The organism is Spongiactinospora sp. TRM90649, assembly GCF_029382225.1.
GTDB lineage: Bacteria > Actinomycetota > Actinomycetes > Streptosporangiales > Streptosporangiaceae > Spongiactinospora.
The window spans coordinates 1-18,114 of sequence record NZ_JARLTC010000004.1 but is presented as its reverse complement, the minus strand read 5'-3'; the positions used below and the strand labels follow the sequence as shown (position 1 = coordinate 18,114).

The following is an 18,114-nucleotide window of genomic DNA, read 5'->3' as shown; positions in this document are numbered from 1 at the left end:
GTCGAGGTGAGCCCGCTGCACGCCGACGAGGTGGCGCGCATGCGGGACGACGCCCTCGCCGCCATCAAGGCGGCGGGCGACCTCGACGAACTGAAGCAGGTACGCCTGGCCCACGCCGGCGACCGCTCCCCGATCGCGCTCGCCAACCGGGAGATCGGCGCCCTGCCGCCGCAGGCCCGCGCCGAGGCCGGCAAGCGCATCGGCACCGCGCGCAAGGCCATCGGCGAGGCCATGTCGGCCCGCCAGGCCGAACTGGCCGCCGAGCGCGACGAGCGCGTCCTGGTCGAGGAGGCCGTCGATGTGACGCTCCCGTGGGACCGGGTGCCGCGCGGCGCCCGGCACCCGCTGACCACGCTCCAGGAGCGCATCGGCGACGCCTTCGTGGCCATGGGCTACGAGATCGCGGAGGGCCCGGAGCTGGAGGGGGAGTGGTTCAACTTCGACGCGCTGAACATCGCCCCCGACCACCCGTCCCGCTCCGACCACGACACCTTCTTCGTGGAGTCGGTCGACTCGGGCAAGGTGCTGCGCACCCAGACCTCGCCGGTGCAGGTCCGGGCGCTGCTCGCCCGGGGAGTGCCGTGTTACGTCGTCTCGCCGGGCAAGGTGTTCCGCACAGACGAGCTCGACGCCACCCACACTCCCGTGTTCCACCAGGTCGAGGGGCTGGCCGTGGACGAGGGGCTGACGATGGCGCACCTGAAGGGCACGCTCGACCGGTTCGCCGAGGTGATGTTCGGGGAGGGCATCTCCACGCGGTTCCGGCCCAACTACTTCCCGTTCACCGAGCCGTCCGCCGAGATGGACCTCAAGTGCTTCGTCTGCCGGGGCGCCTCGGCGGTCCCCGGCGGGCCGCCGTGCCGTACCTGCAAGTCCGAGGGCTGGATCGAGTGGGGCGGCTGCGGCATGGTCAACCCCCGGGTGCTCGTGTCCTGCGGGGTCGATCCCAAGCGATACTCCGGCTTCGCCTTCGGCATGGGCATCGAGCGGACGCTGATGTTCCGGCACAACGCCGAGGACATGCGCGACATGGTCGAGGGAGACGTGCGCTTCACGCTCCCGTTCGGGATGGAGGTCTGATGAGGGTCCCGCTCTCCTGGCTGCGGGAGTTCGTCGACCTGCCCGCCGTCAACGCGCACGAGATCGCCGACCGGCTCACCGCGGCCGGGCTGAAGCTCGAATCGATCACCTCGCACGGCCACGAGATCAAGAACGTGGTGGTGGGCGAGGTCCTCGACATCGAGGAGCTGACCGGCTTCAACAAGCCGATCCGCTACTGCCAGGTCGAGGTCGGCGAGGCCGCGCCGCGCGGCATCGTCTGCGGCGCCGTCAACTTCTCCGTCGGCGACCGGGTGCCGGTGGCGCTGCCCGGCGCGGTGCTGCCCGGCGGCTTCGAGATCGGCGCCCGCAAGACCTACGGCCGGCTGTCCGACGGCATGATCTGCTCGGAGCAGGAGCTCGGCATCGCCGAGAGCTCTCCGGGCATCCTGGTGCTCTCGCCGAGCCTGCCGATCGGCGCCGATGTCGTCGAGCTGCTCGCGCTGCGCGACGACGTCATCGAGCTGGAGGTCACCCCCGACCGCGGATACGCCCTGTCGATCAGGGGCGTGGCGCGCGAGGCGGCCACCGCGTTCGGCGTGCCGTTCCGCGACCCGGCCGACCTCGACCTGCCCGCGTCGGGCGGGTCCGCCTACCCGGCGTCCATCGCCGACGCCACGGTCTGCGACCGTTTCGTGCTGCGCGAGGTCAGCGGCTTCGACCCGGCGGCCCCGAGCCCGCTGTGGATGCGCATCCGGCTGCTGCGGGCGGGCATGCGCCCGGTGTCGCTGGCCGTCGACGTCACCAACTACGTGATGCTGGAGCTGGGCCAGCCGCTGCACGCCTTCGACCGCACCCGGCTGACCGGTGAGATCGTGGTGCGCCGGGCGCGCGAGGGCGAGACGCTGGAGACCCTCGACCACGTCGTGCGCAAGCTGCACCCCGAGGACATCCTGATCACCGACGAGTCCGGCCCCATCTCCATGGCCGGCACCATGGGCGGCCTGAACACCGAGATCTCCGACACCACCGCCGAGCTGGTGGTGGAGGCGGCGCACTTCTCGGCCACCGGAACCGCCCGCCAGTCCCGCAGGCACGGTCTGGTCAGCGAGGCGTCGCGGCGGTTCGAGCGGGGCGTCGACCGTGAGCTGCCGCTCTACGCCTCCTGGCGCGCGGTCCGGCTCCTGGTCGAGCTGGGCGGCGGCACGGCCGGTCCGGGCGTCACGCACGCGGCGATCGACGCCGAACCGGTCCGGATCGTCATCCCCTCGGGCTACCCCGGCCGGGTGGCCGGCATGACCTACCCGCGCGAGACCGTGATCAGGCGGCTGGAGCAGGTGGGCTGCACGGTCACCGAGGGCGCCGACCCCCAGGCCAAGGGCGGCGGTCCGGCGGCCGGCACCGGCACCGTGACCGGCGGCGACCTGCGCGAGCAGCTCGACGTCAGCGAGGGCGCCGATGACCTGCTGACGGTCAGCCCGCCGACCTGGCGGCTCGACCTGACCGACCCCAACGACCTCGCCGAGGAGGTCATCCGGCTGGAGGGCTACTCCCGGCTCGCGTCGGTGCTGCCGCTGGCTCCGGCGGGAGGGGGTCTCACCGAGTGGCAGCGCCTCCGCCGCCGGGTGGGCAGGGCGCTGGCCGCCGCCGGGTACGTCGAGGTGCTGTCCTACCCGTTCATGGGTGAGCGCGACCTCGACAACCTGCGGCTCGACGCCGACGACCCGCGCCGCCAGGCGACCCGCCTTGCCAATCCGCTCAGCGAGGACGAGCCGCTGCTGCGCACCACGCTGCTTCCCGGGCTGCTGAAGACCCTGGTCCGCAACGTGGGGCGGGGCGCCTCCGACGTCACCCTGTTCGAGAACGGGCTGGTCTACCGTCCAAAGTCCGGGTCCGCCCGCAAGGCGCCGATCCTGCCGGTGGACCGCAAGCCGTCCGCCGAGGAGCTGGCGGCGATCGAGGCGGCGCTGCCGGACCAGCCGTACCGCGTGGCGGTGGTGCTGGCCGGCGAGGCCGGGCGGTCCGGCTGGTGGGGCGCGGGCCGGGCGGCTACCTGGGCCGACGCCGTGGAGGCGGCGCGCCTGGTGGCGCGCCAGGCCGGGCTTGAGGTGACCGTCACCGCCGACCAGCATCTGCCGTGGCATCCCGGCCGCTGTGCCGCACTGCACGTCGGCGACGTGCTGGTCGGCCACGCGGGCGAGCTGCACCCGAGGGTCGTCGAGGCGTACGGCCTGCCGCCCCGCAGTTGCGCGATGGAGCTGGAGCTGAGCCGTCTCGCGGCGGCCATGTCCGGCCCCGCGCAGGCGCCCGCCGTGTCCGCCTACCCGGTGGCCACCCAGGACGTCGCGCTGATCGTCCCGGCCGCCACCCCGGTCGCGGAGGTCGAGGCGGTGATCCGCGAGGGCGCGGGCGAACTGCTGGAGGACATCCGGCTGTTCGACGTCTACACCGGCGCGCAGGTGGGCGAGGGCGCCAAGTCGCTCGCCTACGCCCTGCGCTTCCGGGCCCCCGACCGCACCCTCACCGTCGAGGAGACCAGCGCCGCCCGTGACGCGGCGGTGGCGCTCGCCGCCGACCGCCTCGGAGCCCGCCTGCGGGGCTCCTGACCTCGGGGCGATCAAGGGTAAGAGAGAGCAAGAGAGAGAAGGGGCCGGCCGCTCATGCGCGCCGGCCCCGCTTCGTTCGGGCGGGCCCTCAGGCAGGCACTCAAGCAGGCTCTGGGGCTGCCGCCCTGCGGGTGCGTTCGGCGACGGCGTGCTCGTCGGTCTCGGCGTCGTAGGTCCGGAACTTCGGCAGCAGCACCGACATCAGCGCCACCGCGCCGACGCACAGCAGGCCGCCCGCTCCCAGCGAGAACCTGGTGCCGCCCAGGTCGGCCATCAGGCCCGCTCTGGCGTTGCCGAGCATCGGGCCGGAGGAGTACGACAGCAGCTCGATGCCCGCCAGCCGTCCGCGTAGTTCGTCGGGGATCGTCTGGTCCCAGATGGTGGTGCGGAAGATGCCGCTGATCATGTCGGCCGCGCCCGCCAGGGCCAGGCAGGCGAACACCGCCCACAGGCTCGGGGCGAGCGCGGCCAGGAACACCGCCAGGCCCCACACCATGGCCGCGACGATCACCGCGAGGCCGTGCCGCCGCACGTGGCGCGTCCAGCCGGAGGTCAGTGAGGCCAGCAGCGCGCCCACCGCGCCCGCGGAGTAGAGCAGGCCCAGCGCCTTGGGAGCGCCCAGCTCGTCGGCGAGGAACGGGTAGAGCGCGATGGACATGGCGAAGAACATCGCGGCCATGTCCACCAGGTAGGTGCCGGTCAGGTCCGGACGGCCCATCGCGTAGCGCACGCCCTCGGCGAGGCTGCGCAGCGTGGCCGGAGCGGCGTTCTCACGCGGCGGGACCGCGCGCACCCGCCACAGCAGGGCCATCGACACGACGTAGGTGAGCAGGTCGATCCCGTAGGTCGTGGCCGGTCCGAAACCGGCCACGATGAGCCCGGCCAGCGCGGGCCCGGCGATGGCGCCGACGTTCCACCGGAAACTGGTCAGCGCCGCGGCGGCGGTGAGCTGGTCGTGCCGGACCACCCGGGGCACCATGGCGTCCAGGCTCGGCCGCTGCACGCTGTCCAGCGAGGCCATCAGCGCGGCGATCACGTAGAGCGCCCAGACCTGCGGGCGCGGCAGCAGCGCGTTGAGCGTGAGCAGGGCCGCCATCAGCGCCAGGCCGCCCTCGCAGATCAGCACCACCCGGCGCCGGTCGAGCGCGTCGGCGATCGCGCCGCCCCACAGCCCGAACACGACCATCGGCACGAACTCCGCCAGGCTGACCAGCCCGACCGCGACGTAGGAGCCGGTGAGCTGCTTCATCTGCAGCGGGATGGTGACGAAGGTCAGGAAGCTGCCGAACATGGTGATGACCCCGGACCCCATCAGATACCTGAAGTCGCGGGAGTCGCGCAGCGGTCTCAGGTCCATCCGCAGGTGACGGAACAGCGCTAGCGGCGATCGATCGGAGTCCGGCACGAGACGAGATTGTGACTCCTGCCCCGGTACGGCGGCAATCCAATTTCCCGGGCCTACGAGGAGCCGAGCACCTCGCGCCGCAGGCCGGTCTTGAGCAGCTTGCCGCCGGCGTTGCGGGGCAGTTCGGTGTCGCGGAACCAGAAGCGCGCCGGGACCTTGAAGGGCGCGATCCGCTCACGCAGGAAGGCGGTCAGCTCCCCGGGCTCCAGTCCGGCTCCGGGCAGCGGGCGGATCACCGCGCCGACCTCCTCGCCCAGCTCGTCGTGCGGGATCCCGAACACGGCGGCGTCGTCCACCGCGGGATGCTCGAACAGGGCCGCCTCGACCTCGGCGCAGTAGACGTTCTCGCCGCCCCGGATGACCACGTCCTTGGCGCGGTCAACGAGGTAGACGTAGCCGTCGGGGTCGATCCTGGCCAGGTCGCCGGTGCGTAGCCAGCCGTCCGTGAACGTATCTGCGGTGGCGTCCGGCCGGTTCCAGTAGCCGGTGATCACCGGGCCGCCGCGCACGCGCAGCTCGCCCACCTGGCCCGGCGGCAGGTCGTGCCCCGAGGGGCCGGTGATCCGCACGTCCACGGTCGGGATGGGACGGCCGACGCTGTCCGGCCGGGCGGCGTAGTCGGCGCCGCAGTTGTGGATGACCAGGGAGGTGGTCTCGGTCATGCCGTACCCGTTGGACGGCGTGCGCCCCGGCAGCGCCTCGGCGATGCGCTCCACCAGCCGGGGCGGCGCGGGCGCGCCGCCGTAGGACAGCGATCCCAGGCTCGACACGTCGTGCTCGCCGAGCCCCGGGTGCGACATCAGTTGCCAGGCGTTGGTCGGCACCCCGGCGATGCCGGTGACCCGCTCGGTCTCGATCAGCCGCAGCGCCGCCCCCGGGTCCCATTTGTACATGAGCACCACGGCCGAGCCGCTGAACAGCGAGGGGATCATGGCGGCGAAGCAGCCGGTCACATGGAAGAGCGGTACGGCCAGCAGGGTGACGCGCCGCCGCCGGACCGCGTGCGCCGCGTCGCGCCCGGCCAGGGCGGCGGCCCTGGTCAGCGAGTAGGCGATGGTGAGCGGCGCCTCGCCCAGGTTGCGATGGCTGCCCAGCGCGCCCTTGGGGCGCCCGGTGGTGCCGGAGGTGTAGAAGATCGTGGCCGGGTCCTCCGGCTCGACCCGGACGTCGGGCAGCCCGACCTCGCCGCCGGGCTCGCCGACCAGGTCGGCCAGGAGGGCCGTGCCGGGCGGCGGCTCCTCCAGCGGGCGGGTGACGATGAGGCGGGCCGTCAGCGGGGTGTCCCGCATCCGCACGGCCCGCTCGCCGTCGGCGATCAGCACCGTGGCGCCGCAGTCGGTGAGCGCGTATTCCAGCTCCGGCCGGGTCCACCACGCGTTGAGCGGCACGGCCACGGCCCCGCACGCCAGCACCGCGGAGAATGCGATGACCCATTCGGGGTAGTTCCGCATGGCGATGGCCACCCGGTCGCCCTTGCGCACGCCGTAGTCGCCGGCGAGGCACAGGGCGAGCGCCGCCGCCCGGCGGTAGTGGTCGTCGAAGGTGATCCAGTCACCGTCGTAGCCGAGGAACGGCTTGCCGCCGTGTGACCTGCTGCCGGAAAGGAGCGCGCGAAAGTGCGGGGGTGCGTGTTTCCAGGTGCGAATCGGGTGGCCGCGAACCTCTATCTCGTCCATTTCGAAGAGCCCGCCGGGGGCGGTGAGCCGCGCCTGGATCCGGTCGTGGGTGAGTGCCATCGCATGATCTCCCCGGTGTGAGCGGCCAGTACCGGTGGGACGTGATCAGCGTATCGGGCGGGCCATAAGGGCAGGCAACCGGAGCGTGACAACGGTTTTCCGGTTCGGAACCCGGCTTGCATGGGCATGCTGCCTGGTGCATACTCTTCAGCAAGGTCATGCACTTGACTGCATGATTATACGAACCGAGGGAGCTGAACCGACTTGGGAGCGCGCGCTGCCGTCGCCGGAGCGAGCGGATACGCGGGAGGTGAACTGCTACGCCTGCTGCTGGCCCATCCCGAGCTGGAGATCGGTGCGCTGACCGCCGGGTCCAGCGCGGGCACCCTGCTCGGCGCGCACCAGCCGCACCTGGCCGCACTGGCCGACCGCCCCCTGCTGGACACCACACCTGAGACCCTGGCCGGGCACGAGGTGGTCTTCCTCGCGCTGCCACACGGGCGGTCCGGCGCGCTGGCGGCCGAACTCGGCCCCGACACGCTGATCGTCGACTGCGGGGCCGACTACCGCCTGGCCGACCCCGCCGCCTGGGAGCACTTCTACGGCGGAACCCACGCGGGCACCTGGCCGTACGGCCTGCCCGAGCTGCCCGGCCAGCGCGAGCGGCTGCGCGGCTCCAAGCGCGTCGCCGTCCCCGGGTGCTACCCCACCGCCGTGACCCTCGCCCTGTTCCCGGCCCTCGCCGCCGGGCTCGCCGAGCCCGACGTCGTGGTCATCGCCGCCAGCGGCACCAGCGGCGCGGGCCGCGCCGCCAAGCCCAACCTGCTCGGCAGCGAGGTCATGGGCTCGATGAGCGCCTACGGCGTGGGCGGCGTCCACCGCCACACGCCCGAGATGGAGCAGAACCTCTCGGCGGTCGCGGGCACGCCGGTGACCGTCTCCTTCACCCCGACCCTCGCCCCGATGAGCCGGGGCATCCTCGCCACCTGCACCGCGCCCGCCGCGCCCGGCCTCACCCAGGCCGCGCTGCGCGAGACCTACCTGCGGGCGGTCGACGGCGAACCCTTCCTGCGGCTGCTGCCGGAAGGCCAGTGGCCCGCCACCGCGATGACCAGCGGAGCCAACACCGCCGCCCTCCAGGTCGCCCTGGACCAGCGGGCGGGGCGCGTCATCGTGGTCATCGCCATAGACAACCTCACCAAGGGCACCGCGGGCGGCGCGATCCAGAGCGCCAATCTAGCCCTCGGGCTTCCGGAAGAAATCGGCCTTCCCCTCAACGGAGTCGCTCCATGAGCGTTACCGCACCACTCGGATTCAGGGCGGCGGGCGTCGTCGCCGGCCTCAAATCGGACAACCAGCGCGACCTCGCCCTCGTGGTCAACGACGGCCCGTCGCGCGCCGCCGCCGCCGTCTTCACCAGGAACCGGGTCAGGGCGGCCCCGGTGCTGTGGTCGGAGCAGGTGCTCAAGGGCGGCCGAGTGGTGGCCGTGGTCCTCAACTCCGGCGGCGCCAACGCCTGCACCGGGCCGGAGGGCTTCCAGGACACCCACGCCACCGCGGAGAAGGCCGCCGAGCTGCTCGGCGACTCCGCCGGTGAGATCGCGGTGTGCTCCACCGGCCTGATCGGCGAGCGGCTGCCGATGGACACCCTGCTCGCCGGGGTCGAGTCGGCCGCCGGACAGCTCAGCAGGGACGGCGGGCTGCCCGCCGCCGACGCCATCCGCACCACCGACACCGTCTCCAAGATCTCCTTCCGTCGCGGCGAGGGCTACATGGTCGGCGGCATGGCCAAGGGCGCGGGCATGCTCGCCCCCGGCCTCGCCACCATGCTGTGCGTGCTCACCACCGACGCCGACCTCCCGGCCGACCGGCTCGACGCCGTGCTGCGCGAGGCCACCTCGGTGACCTTCGACCGGCTCGACACCGACGGCTGCATGTCCACCAACGACACCGTGCTGCTGCTGGCCAGCGGTGCGTCTGGGATCACCCCCGACGAGCGCGAGTTCGCCGAGAAGATCACCGAGGTCTGCGCCGACCTGGCCAGGCAGCTCCTGGTCGACGCCGAGGGGGCGACCAAGGCGATCGCCATCGAGGTGGTCGGCGCCGCCTCCGAGGACGACGCGGTGGCCGTGGGCCGCGCGGTGGCCCGCAGCAACCTGTTCAAGTGCGCCATCTACGGCGAAGACCCCAACTGGGGCCGGGTGCTGTCCGCCGTCGGCACCACCGACGCCGCCTTCGAGCCCGACCGGGTCAACGTGGCGATCAACGGCATCTGGATCTGCCGGGGCGGCGCGGCCGGCGACGACCGCGACAAGGTCGATCTGCGCCCGCGCGACGTCACCGTGACGATCGACCTGTCCGCCGGTCCGGAGTCGGCGACCGTGCACACCACCGATCTCACCCCTGCCTACGTGCACGAGAACTCGGCGTACTCCACATGACCGACCTCAGCGTGCCCGGAGGCAAGGCGGCGACCCTGATCGAGGCCCTGCCCTGGCTGGCGGGCTTCCACGGCGCGACCGTCGTCATCAAGTACGGCGGCCACGCGATGACCGACGACACGCTCAAGGCGGCGTTCGCCAAGGACATCGTCTTCCTGCGCTACGTCGGCCTCAAACCGGTCGTCGTGCATGGCGGCGGCCCCCAGATCAACGCCCACCTCGACCGTCTCGGCATCGAGTCCACCTTCACCGCCGGGCTCCGGGTCACCAGCCCCGAGGCCATGGAGGTCGTCAGGATGGTGCTGGTCGGCCAGGTCAACCGCGATGTCGTGGGCCTGATCAACGACCACGGCCCGTTCGCGGTGGGCCTGTCCGGCGAAGACGCCCACCTGCTCACCGCCATCCGCAAGTACGCCGTCGTCGACGGCGAGCAGGTGGACATCGGCCAGGTCGGCGAGGTCGTCAAGGTCGAGGCGGGCGCGGTGAGCGCGCTGCTCGACGACGGGCGGATCCCGGTGATCAGCAGCATCGCCAGGGGCGAGGACGGCACCGTCTACAACGTCAACGCCGACACCGCCGCCGCCGAACTGGCCGTCGCGCTCGGCGCGGAGAAGCTGGTCGTGCTCACCGACGTGGAGGGCCTGTACGCCGACTGGCCCGCGAGCGACGAGGTGATCGGCACCCTCGACGCCGACGAACTGGCGCTGCTGCTGCCGTCCCTCTCCAGCGGCATGCTGCCCAAGATGGAGGCGTGCCTGACCGCGGTGCGCGGCGGCGTGCCCCAGGCGCACGTGCTCGACGGGCGCGTGCAGCACGCGCTGCTGCTGGAGATCTTCACCGACGAAGGCGTGGGAACCATGGTCGTCCCCGCCGTCAAGACCGGCGACGCCGACCAGGAGGTCCACCCGTGAGCCCGCACGACGCCCAGCCCGCCAACACCGAAGACCTCGGCAGGCGCTTCGAGGCGGTCTTCATGCCCAACTACGGGGTGCCTCCCGTCGCCCTCGCGCGCGGCCTCGGCTGCCGCGTCTGGGACGTCGACGGGCGCGAGTACCTCGACCTGATCGGCGGCATCGCGGTCAGCTCGCTCGGCCACGCCCACCCCGCCCTGGTCCAGGCCGTCTCCCAGCAGGTGGCCACCCTGGCCCACACCTCCAACCTGTTCATGCACAAGCCGGAGGTGCTCCTCGCCGAGCGGCTGCTCGACCTCCTCGACGCCCCCGGCCGGGTGTTCCTGGCCAACTCCGGCACCGAGGCCAACGAGGCCGCGCTGAAGATGGCGATCAAGTACGGCAAGGCCAAGGGCCGCGGCTACTTCGTCGCCGCCGAGAACGGCTTCCACGGCCGCAGCATGGGCGCGCTGTCCCTTACCGGCAAGCCCGCGATCCGCGAGCAGTTCGGGCCGTTCCCGACCGATGTCCGCTTCGTTCCCTACGGCGACGCCGACGCGCTGAAGAACGCCGTCACCGACGAGTGCGCCGCAGTGTTCCTCGAACCCACCCAGGGCGAGGCCGGAGTGGTCCCCCCGCCGGACGGCTACTTCGCCGCCGCCCGCCAGATCTGCGACGCCACCGGCGCCCTGCTCGTCGCCGACGAGATCCAGTCGGCCATCGGCCGCACCGGCTACTGGTTCGCCCACCAGGCCGAAGGGCCGCTGCCCGACATCCTCACCCTGGCCAAGGGGCTGGGCGGCGGGATGCCGATCGGGGCCTGCGTGGGCCTCGGCGACGCCGGCACGCTCTTCGCCAAGGGCGACCACGGGTCCACCTTCGGCGGCAACCCGGTGTCGTGCGCGGCGGCGCTGGCCGTCCTGGACACCATCGAGCGCGAGGGGCTGCTGGAGAACGCCTACTCGGCCGGGGCGGCGCTGGCACGGGGAATCGCCGGGATCGACCACCCGCTGCTCGCCGGGGTCCGCGGGCGCGGCCTGTGGCTGGCCGTCCTGCTCCGCGACCCGCGCGCCCCCGAGGTGCAGGCCGCGGCCCAGCGCGCCGGTTTCCTCGTCAACGCGGTCACCCCCGAGGCCATCCGCATCGCACCGCCGCTGGTGATCACCGAGGCCGAGCTGACCTCGTTCGTCGCCACGCTGCCCGCAATCCTGTCGGAGGTACACCCGTGACCAGGCACTTCCTGCGCGACGACGACTTGTCGCCGGCCGAGCAGGCCCAGGTCCTCGACCTGGCGGACGCCATGAAGAAGGACCGGTACGGCCACCGCCCGCTCGACGGCCCGCGCACCGTGGCCGTGCTGTTCGACAAGCACTCCACCCGCACGCGGATCTCCTTCGCGGTCGGCATCGCCGAACTCGGCGGCAACCCGCTGATCATCGACGCCGGCACCTCGCAACTGGGCAGGGGAGAGCCCGTCGAGGACACCGCGCGGGTGCTCTCGCGCCAGGTCGCGGCCGTGGTGTGGCGCACCTACGGCCAGGACCGCATCGAGGCCATGGCCGCGGCGGCGACCGTCCCGGTGGTCAACGCCCTCACCGACGCCTTCCACCCCTGCCAGATCCTCGCCGACCTGCAGACCGTCCGCGAGCGCAAGGGCCGCCTGGCCGGGCTCAGCCTGGCCTACCTGGGCGACGGCGCCAACAACATGGCCCACTCCTACCTGCTGGGGGCCGCCACCGCCGGGATGCACGTCCGGATCGGCGCGCCCCCCGGCTACCAGCCCGACCCCGTGATCCTCGACCAGGCCGCCGCGATCGCCGCCCGCACCTCCGGGTCCGTCGTGGTCCTGTCCGACCCGGCCGCGGCGGCGCGCGGCGCGCACGTGCTCGCCACCGACACCTGGGTGTCGATGGGCCAGGAGGACAAGGACGATCGGGTCGCGGCGCTGATGCCGTACCAGGTCAACGACGAACTGCTGGCGCAGGCCGCCGCCGACGCCGTCGTGCTGCACTGCCTGCCCGCCTACCGCGGCCTGGAGATCACCGCCGAGGTCATCGACGGGCCGAAGAGCGCCGTGTGGGACCAGGCGGAGAACCGCCTGCACGCGCAAAAGGCGCTGCTCCAGTTCTTAATGGAACGGTCGTCATGACCATCCCGATGACCAAGGCCGCCCGGCAGGCCCGCATCACCGAGCTGCTCCGCCGTCAGGCGGTGCGCTCCCAGCCGGAGCTGGCCAGGCTGCTGGCCGAGAGCGGCGTCGAGGTCACCCAGGCGACGCTCTCCCGCGACCTGGACGAACTGGGCGCGCTGCGGCTCCGCGCCGAGGACGGCTCGCTGGTGTACTCCCTGCCCGGCGAGGGCGGCGGACGCATCCAGCCGCGCCGCGTCGGCGCGGGGGAGACGCCCGCCGCGCGGCTGCGCCGGATCGCCGAGGAACTGCTGGTCTCCGCCGAGGCGTCGGCCAACCTGGTGATCGCCCGCACCCCGCCGGGCGCCGCCCAGTTCCTCGCCTCCGCCATCGACCACGCCGACTGGGAGGCCATCCTCGGCACTGTGGCCGGAGACGACACCATCCTGGTCATCAGCCGCGACCCACAGGGCGGCCGGACCGTCGCCGACGCGCTGCTCAAGGCCGCGGACCGACGTACCTGGCCCGCGTCCACGTGACGCGGGCACGTCCCCGCAGCCAATCCGGAAGATCGCACCAGAAAGCCGAATCGCCATGACCGACCGCGTCGTCCTCGCCTACTCGGGAGGGCTGGACACCTCCGTCGCCATTCCCTTCCTCGCGGAGAAGATGGGAGCAGAGGTGATCGCCGTCGCCGTGGACGTCGGTCAAGGCGGCGAGGACCTCGAGGTCATCAGGCGACGCGCGATCGACTGCGGCGCGGCCGAATCCGTCGTCGTCGATGCCCGCGAGGAGTTCGCCGCCGACTTCTGCGTGCCCGCGCTGCGGGCCAACGCCCTCTACATGGACCGCTACCCGCTGCTGTCCTCGCTGTCGCGCCCGCTGATCGTCAAGCACCTGGTCGCCGCGGCCGAACGGTACGGCGGCACCCACGTCTCGCACGGCTGCACCGGCAAGGGCAACGACCAGGTGCGCTTCGAGGCCGGGCTGGCCGCGCTGGCCCCGGGCCTGAGCGTCGTCGCCCCCGCCCGCGACTACGCCTGGACCCGCGACAAGGCCATCGCCTTCGCCGAGGAGAAGGGCCTGCCGATCGACGTCACGGCCAAGTCGCCCTACTCGATCGACCAGAACATCTGGGGCAGGGCCATCGAGACCGGCTTCCTTGAGGACATCTGGAACGGCCCCACCGAAGACGTCTACGCTTACACCGCCGACCCCGCGCTCGCCCGCGAGCCCGACGAGGTGGTCGTCACCTTCTCGCGGGGCGTACCGGTCGCCCTGGACGGCAGGCCGCTCACCCCGTTCCAGGTCATCGCCGAGCTGAACCGGCGCGCCGGCGCGCACGGCGTCGGCCGCATCGACCTCGTCGAGGACCGCCTCGTCGGCATCAAGTCGCGCGAGATCTACGAGGCGCCGGGGGCGATCGCCCTGATCACCGCGCACATGGAGCTGGAGAGCGTCACCGTCGAGCGCGACCTCGCCAGGTTCAAGCGCGGAGTGGACCAGCGCTGGAGCGAACTGGTCTACGACGGGCTGTGGTTCTCGCCGCTGAAGCGCGCCCTGGACGCCTTCATCGCCGACACGCAGCGGCACGTCAGCGGCGAGATCAGGATGACCCTGCACGGCGGCAGAGCCGTGGTCACCGGGCGCCGCTCCGACGCGTCGCTCTATGACTTCAACCTGGCCACCTACGACACCGGCGACACCTTCGACCAGTCGGCGGCGAAGGGGTTCGTGGAACTGTGGAGCCTGCCCTCGAAGATCGCGGCGGCCAGGGACGGCCGTAGCTGAGGGAGAACAAAGCGCCGGTCACCCGTACGACGGTGACCGGCGCTGGTCATGCCGCGCGTGAGTGGTGCTCCGGGCGGAGTAAGGTCGCGGAAGGAAAAGGGGAGGAGACAGGGTGAGTGACGGTGGCAAGCCGATGCGGTTGTGGGGCGGCCGGTTCGAAGGAGGGCCCGCCGACGCGCTGACGCGTCTGTCGGTGAGCGTCCAGTTCGACTGGCGGCTCGCGCCGTACGACCTGCTGGCCTCCCGGGCGCACGCCCGGGTGCTGCACCGGGCGGGGCTGCTGGAGGACGACGAGCTGAACCGCATGATCGGCGCGCTCGACGACCTGGAGCACGCGTGCGTCTCCGGCGAGTTCCGGCCCACCGTGGCGGACGAGGACGTGCACACCGCGCTGGAGCGGGGCCTGCTGGAGCGCCTCGGCGCGCTCGGCGGCAAGCTGCGCGCCGGCCGCAGCCGCAACGACCAGGTGGCCACCGACCTGCGGCTCTACCTGCGCGACCACGTCCGGCACATCGTCTCCAGGCTGGTCGAGCTGGAGACCGCGCTGATGAGCCAGGCCGAGCAGCACGCCGAGACGGCCGCGCCAGGCATGACCCACCTGCAGCACGCCCAGCCGGTGTCCTTCGGCCACCAGTTGCTCGCCCACGTCCACGCCTTCGCGCGCGACATCGACCGGCTGCGCGACTGGGACCGCCGCGCCGCCGTCTCCCCGCTCGGCTCCGGCGCGCTGGCCGGGTCCTCGCTGCCGCTGGACCCGCAGGCCGTCGCCGAGGAGCTGGGCTTCGGCTCCGCCGCGCCCAACTCGATGGACGCCGTCGCCGACCGCGACTTCGCAGCCGAGTTCCTGTTCTGCGCCGCGCTGGTCGGCGTGCACCTGTCCCGGCTGGGAGAGGAGGTCGTGCTGTGGGCCTCCCAGGAGTTCCGCTGGATCGAGATGGACGACGCCTACTCCACCGGCTCCTCGATCATGCCGCAGAAGAAGAACCCCGACGTCGCCGAGCTGGCCAGGGGCAAGTCCGGCCGGCTGATCGGCTCGCTGACCACGCTGCTCACCGTGCTCAAGGGCCTGCCGCTGACCTACAACCGTGACCTCCAGGAGGACAAGGAGCCGGTGTTCGACTCCGTCGACACCCTGCTGCTGGTGCTCCCGGCGGTCGCCGGCCTGGTGGCCACCATGCGGGTCAACACGGCGCGGCTGGCCGCCAGCGCCCCCGACGGCTTCGCCCTCGCCACCGACCTGGCCGAACTGCTGGTCCGCAAGGGCGTGCCGTTCCGCGACGCGCACGAGGCCGTGGGGCACCTGGTGGTGTGGTGCCAGGTCCACGACAAGACCCTCGACGAGATCACCGACGAGGAGCTGGCGAAGGTCTCCCCGCACTTCACCCCCGACTCCCGCGACGTGCTGAACGTGCCGGGGGCGCTGGCCGCACGCAAGGCCCACGGCGGCACCGCGCCCGACCGGGTCCGCGACCAGCTCGTGGCGCTGCGGGAGATCGTCGACGCCCAGGCCTCGTGGGCGGCGGGCGCGTAGGGGCCACCGGATGGAACCCCTCGGCAGAGACTTCTTCGACCGGCCGTCCGACGTGGTCGCGCCCGAGCTGCTCGGGAAGGTGGTCGTGCACGGTTCGGTCGCGCTGCGGCTGACCGAGGTGGAGGCGTACGGGCTGCCCGGCGAAGACTCCGCGTCGCACACCTATCGCGGGATGACTCCCCGCAACGCGGTCATGTTCGGGCCACCCGGGCATCTCTACGTCTACTTCACCTACGGCATGCACTTCTGCGCCAACCTGGTGTGCCGTCCGGAGGGGGAGGGCTCGGCGGTGCTGCTGCGCGCGGGGGAGATCGTCGAGGGGGCCGAGCGGGCGCGGGCGCGGCGCGGGCCGGCCGTACGCGATCGAGACCTGGCCAGGGGGCCCGCCCGCCTGGCCACCGCCCTTGGGTTCCGCCGCGAGGAGAACGGGATCGACGCTTGCGGCGCGGGGCCGTTGACGGTACACACGGACGACGGTGCCCCTCCGGTGGTGCTGTCCGGCCCGCGCACCGGCATCTCGTCGGCGGCGGACACACCGTGGCGGTTCTGGATCGAGGGGGACCCGACGGTCTCGCCGTACCGCGCGCATGTGCCCCGCCGTCGTGGGACGGCGCTCGCCCCGCGAACCTGACAGGTCACTTCATCCCCATATGTCGCGCCGCTTTCGAGTGGCGGATCGGGGATACGATCGGGCAGGCTGTGCCGTATCAGGCACACCGACTCAGCAACCGATCGACGAAAGTCAGGAACGTGACCGACATCCTCGATGAGCTCGAATGGCGCGACGTGCTCGCGCAGTCCACCGACGCCGACGCCCTGCGCGCGGCGCTGGCCGAGGGTCCGATCACGGTCTATAGCGGCTACGACCCCACCGCGCCTTCGCTGCACGCGGGCAACCTCGCCACTCTCCTGATCCTCACCCGCTTCCAGCGGGCCGGGCACCGCCCGATCGGGCTCGTGGGCGGCGCGACGGGCCTCATCGGCGACCCCAGCGGGCGCAGCACCGAGCGTTCGCTGAACTCGAACGAGGTGGTCGAGGAATGGGTGGCCCGGATCCGCGTCCAGGTCGAGCGGTATCTGTCGTTCGAGCCCGGGCCGAACGCCGCCACGCTGGTGAGCAACCTCGACTGGACGGCCGGGCTCTCGGCCATCGACTTCCTGCGTGACGTCGGCAAGCACTTCCCGATCAACCGGATGCTCGCCCGCGAGTCGGTCTCCGCGCGCCTCGGGGGAGAGGGGCTGAGCTACACCGAGTTCAGCTACCAGATTCTCCAGGCCAACGACTACCTGGAGCTGTACCGCCGGCACGGCTGCTCGCTGCAGGTGGGCGGCAGCGACCAGTGGGGCAACATCATCGCGGGCGTCGACCTGATCCGCCGGGTCGAGGGCGGGCACGTGCACGCCCTGACCGGCAAGCTCATCACCAAGGCCGACGGCACCAAGTTCGGCAAGACGGCCGGCGGCGCGATCTGGCTGGACCCCGAGCTGACCTCGCCGTACGCGTTCTACCAGTTCTGGTTGAACGCCGACGACCGCGATGTGATCCGATTCCTGAAGGTCTTCACCTTCCGCACCCGCGAGGAGATCGAGGCCCTGGAGAAGGCTGTGGCCGACCGCCCGGCCGCGCGTGAGGCGCAGCGGACCCTCGCCGAGGACGTCACCTCGATGGTCCACGGAGCGGACGAGCTGGCTCGCGTGGTCGCGGCCTCGCGGGCGCTGTTCGGCCAGGGCTCCCTGGAGGAGCTGGACGGGCGCACCCTCGGATCCGCGCTGGCGGAGGTGCCGAAGGCCGAGGTGCCGGCGCTCGGGGCCGCCTACGTGGACCTGCTGGCCGAGAGCGGGCTGGTGGAGTCCAAGTCCGCCGCTCGGCGTGCCGTCAAGGAGGGCGGCGCGTACCTGAACAACTCCAAGATCACCGACGAGGGCTACGTGCCCACGGCGGACGACCTGCTCCATGGCCGTTTCCTGGTGCTGCGCCGCGGCAAGCGGTCCGTGGGCGGCGTAGAGGTCACCGGAGACTGATCCGCGGCACTCTGTCCCGGCGGTCCCTGTCAAGGGGGCGCCGGGACAGGTGTGGTCTCTGGGGCTGATGGGGCCGGACAGCGCTCGCCGTAATGTAACGTTCCGGTCGCAAACCTGGGCGGCTGTGGCGAGCGATCCGGTGACCTGGGCCGACGCGAGGCCCCGCGATTTGACGCGGCCGGGAGCTCCGCCTAATCTTCATTCCACCCCCGGGAGTGAGCCGGACGCCTGCGAGGCGGACGGGCCCCAGGGTGAGCTTCTTGACTTGTCCGCCTGAGTGCGGGGTCTGTCAAGATCGCACGGAGTACTGAGCCCCCGGAGATCCGGTCGAGTTCGGCGTCGTGCGGTGGCACGGTAAGTCTGTGGGAATCAGCCTGCCAGCAGGCTGATCTGAAGATCAAATTTGATCATCGGAATCGGAGTTTGACGCGGTTCTAGCGATCTGGTAAGGTCTTCTCTGAAGAGGTATGCCCCAGAGGGCTGGAGCGGCTAGACTGGTCCGGTTCGACGGTGTACGCGTCCGTTTCTTGAGAACTCAACAGTGTGTTAAAAGCCAGTGCATGCATGATGAATGCATAGAATGCAT

Annotated in this window: 14 protein-coding genes; 12 read left to right on the top strand and 2 right to left on the bottom strand. The window is 72.0% G+C overall.

The features are described 5' to 3' along the window. Nucleotides 1-39 precede the first annotated feature (39 nt). Together pheS and P3X83_RS05040 are read left to right on the top strand one after the other, a co-directional pair. Nucleotides 40-1,080: a phenylalanine--tRNA ligase subunit alpha gene (gene pheS, locus P3X83_RS05045; protein WP_277303739.1), complete on the top strand. Its 1,041-nt coding sequence runs from the start codon at nt 40-42 to the stop codon at nt 1,078-1,080. After that, nucleotides 1,080-3,644, top strand: a complete 2,565-nt coding sequence (locus P3X83_RS05040) for a phenylalanine--tRNA ligase subunit beta (RefSeq protein WP_277303670.1) — start codon at nt 1,080-1,082, stop codon at nt 3,642-3,644. Before pheS ends, P3X83_RS05040 begins: the two co-directional genes overlap by 1 nt. Before the next feature lie 100 nt (nt 3,645-3,744). Here P3X83_RS05040 and P3X83_RS05035 read toward each other — a convergent pair whose 3' ends face one another. After that, on the bottom strand, nt 3,745-5,049 hold the full coding sequence (locus P3X83_RS05035) for an MFS transporter (protein ID WP_277303669.1): 1,305 nt from the start codon (nt 5,047-5,049) through the stop codon (nt 3,745-3,747). Between the two features lie 53 nt (nt 5,050-5,102). Further along, the gene (locus tag P3X83_RS05030; protein ID WP_277303668.1) at nt 5,103-6,785 is read right to left on the bottom strand and encodes a class I adenylate-forming enzyme family protein; all 1,683 of its coding nucleotides are present in this window, start codon (nt 6,783-6,785) and stop codon (nt 5,103-5,105) included. A gap of 204 nt (nt 6,786-6,989) precedes the next feature. On the opposite strand from P3X83_RS05030, the gene argC reads away from it, so the two are divergent. The 10 genes from argC to tyrS all read left to right on the top strand — a co-directional run bounded on the left by argC (nt 6,990) and on the right by tyrS (nt 17,528). After that, nucleotides 6,990-8,018 carry an N-acetyl-gamma-glutamyl-phosphate reductase gene (gene argC / locus P3X83_RS05025; protein WP_277303667.1) on the top strand — a complete coding sequence of 343 codons (1,029 nt, stop codon included), beginning with the start codon at nt 6,990-6,992 and terminating at the stop codon, nt 8,016-8,018. Then, complete coding sequence (argJ, locus tag P3X83_RS05020) at nt 8,015-9,166, top strand: bifunctional glutamate N-acetyltransferase/amino-acid acetyltransferase ArgJ (RefSeq protein WP_277303666.1); 1,152 nt, start codon at nt 8,015-8,017, stop codon at nt 9,164-9,166. Before argC ends, argJ begins: the two co-directional genes overlap by 4 nt. Beyond that, nucleotides 9,163-10,077 carry an acetylglutamate kinase gene (gene argB / locus P3X83_RS05015; RefSeq protein WP_277303665.1) on the top strand — a complete coding sequence of 305 codons (915 nt, stop codon included), beginning with the start codon at nt 9,163-9,165 and terminating at the stop codon, nt 10,075-10,077. The genes argJ and argB overlap by 4 nt, the downstream gene beginning before the upstream one ends. A gap of 62 nt (nt 10,078-10,139) precedes the next feature. Beyond that, complete coding sequence (locus P3X83_RS05010; RefSeq protein ID WP_277303738.1) at nt 10,140-11,285, top strand: acetylornithine transaminase; 1,146 nt, start codon at nt 10,140-10,142, stop codon at nt 11,283-11,285. Then, nucleotides 11,282-12,205, top strand: coding sequence for an ornithine carbamoyltransferase (gene argF / locus P3X83_RS05005; RefSeq protein WP_277303664.1), 924 nt, complete (start codon nt 11,282-11,284; stop codon nt 12,203-12,205). Before P3X83_RS05010 ends, argF begins: the two co-directional genes overlap by 4 nt. Then, complete coding sequence (locus P3X83_RS05000) at nt 12,202-12,723, top strand: arginine repressor (protein ID WP_277303663.1); 522 nt, start codon at nt 12,202-12,204, stop codon at nt 12,721-12,723. The genes argF and P3X83_RS05000 overlap by 4 nt, the downstream gene beginning before the upstream one ends. A 55-nt stretch (nt 12,724-12,778) precedes the next feature. Beyond that, a complete protein-coding gene (locus P3X83_RS04995) occupies nt 12,779-13,975 on the top strand; it encodes an argininosuccinate synthase (RefSeq protein ID WP_277303662.1) in 1,197 nt (398 codons plus the stop codon). A gap of 112 nt (nt 13,976-14,087) precedes the next feature. Continuing rightward, nucleotides 14,088-15,506 carry an argininosuccinate lyase gene (argH, locus tag P3X83_RS04990; RefSeq protein WP_277303661.1) on the top strand — a complete coding sequence of 473 codons (1,419 nt, stop codon included), beginning with the start codon at nt 14,088-14,090 and terminating at the stop codon, nt 15,504-15,506. Nucleotides 15,507-15,516: 10 nt separating this feature from the next. Then, on the top strand, nt 15,517-16,137 hold the full coding sequence (locus tag P3X83_RS04985) for a DNA-3-methyladenine glycosylase (RefSeq protein ID WP_277303660.1): 621 nt from the start codon (nt 15,517-15,519) through the stop codon (nt 16,135-16,137). Between the two features lie 119 nt (nt 16,138-16,256). Then, nucleotides 16,257-17,528 carry a tyrosine--tRNA ligase gene (gene tyrS / locus P3X83_RS04980; RefSeq protein WP_277303659.1) on the top strand — a complete coding sequence of 424 codons (1,272 nt, stop codon included), beginning with the start codon at nt 16,257-16,259 and terminating at the stop codon, nt 17,526-17,528. Nucleotides 17,529-18,114 lie beyond the last annotated feature (586 nt).

Excerpts from the sequence above, each read along its gene's own strand:
- P3X83_RS05000 (WP_277303663.1), top strand. The coding sequence starts at position 12,202 with ATGACCATCCCGATGACCAAGGCCGCCCGGCAGGCCCGCATCACCGAG.
- P3X83_RS04995 (WP_277303662.1), top strand. The coding sequence starts at position 12,779 with ATGACCGACCGCGTCGTCCTCGCCTACTCGGGAGGGCTGGACACCTCC.
- P3X83_RS05010 (WP_277303738.1), top strand. The coding sequence starts at position 10,140 with ATGCCCAACTACGGGGTGCCTCCCGTCGCCCTCGCGCGCGGCCTCGGC.
- P3X83_RS05030 (WP_277303668.1), bottom strand. The coding sequence starts at position 6,785 with ATGGCACTCACCCACGACCGGATCCAGGCGCGGCTCACCGCCCCCGGC.
- argJ (WP_277303666.1), top strand. The coding sequence starts at position 8,015 with ATGAGCGTTACCGCACCACTCGGATTCAGGGCGGCGGGCGTCGTCGCC.
- P3X83_RS05040 (WP_277303670.1), top strand. The coding sequence starts at position 1,080 with ATGAGGGTCCCGCTCTCCTGGCTGCGGGAGTTCGTCGACCTGCCCGCC.
- argB (WP_277303665.1), top strand. The coding sequence starts at position 9,163 with ATGACCGACCTCAGCGTGCCCGGAGGCAAGGCGGCGACCCTGATCGAG.
- pheS (WP_277303739.1), top strand. The coding sequence starts at position 40 with ATGCGGGACGACGCCCTCGCCGCCATCAAGGCGGCGGGCGACCTCGAC.
- P3X83_RS04985 (WP_277303660.1), top strand. The coding sequence starts at position 15,517 with ATGGAACCCCTCGGCAGAGACTTCTTCGACCGGCCGTCCGACGTGGTC.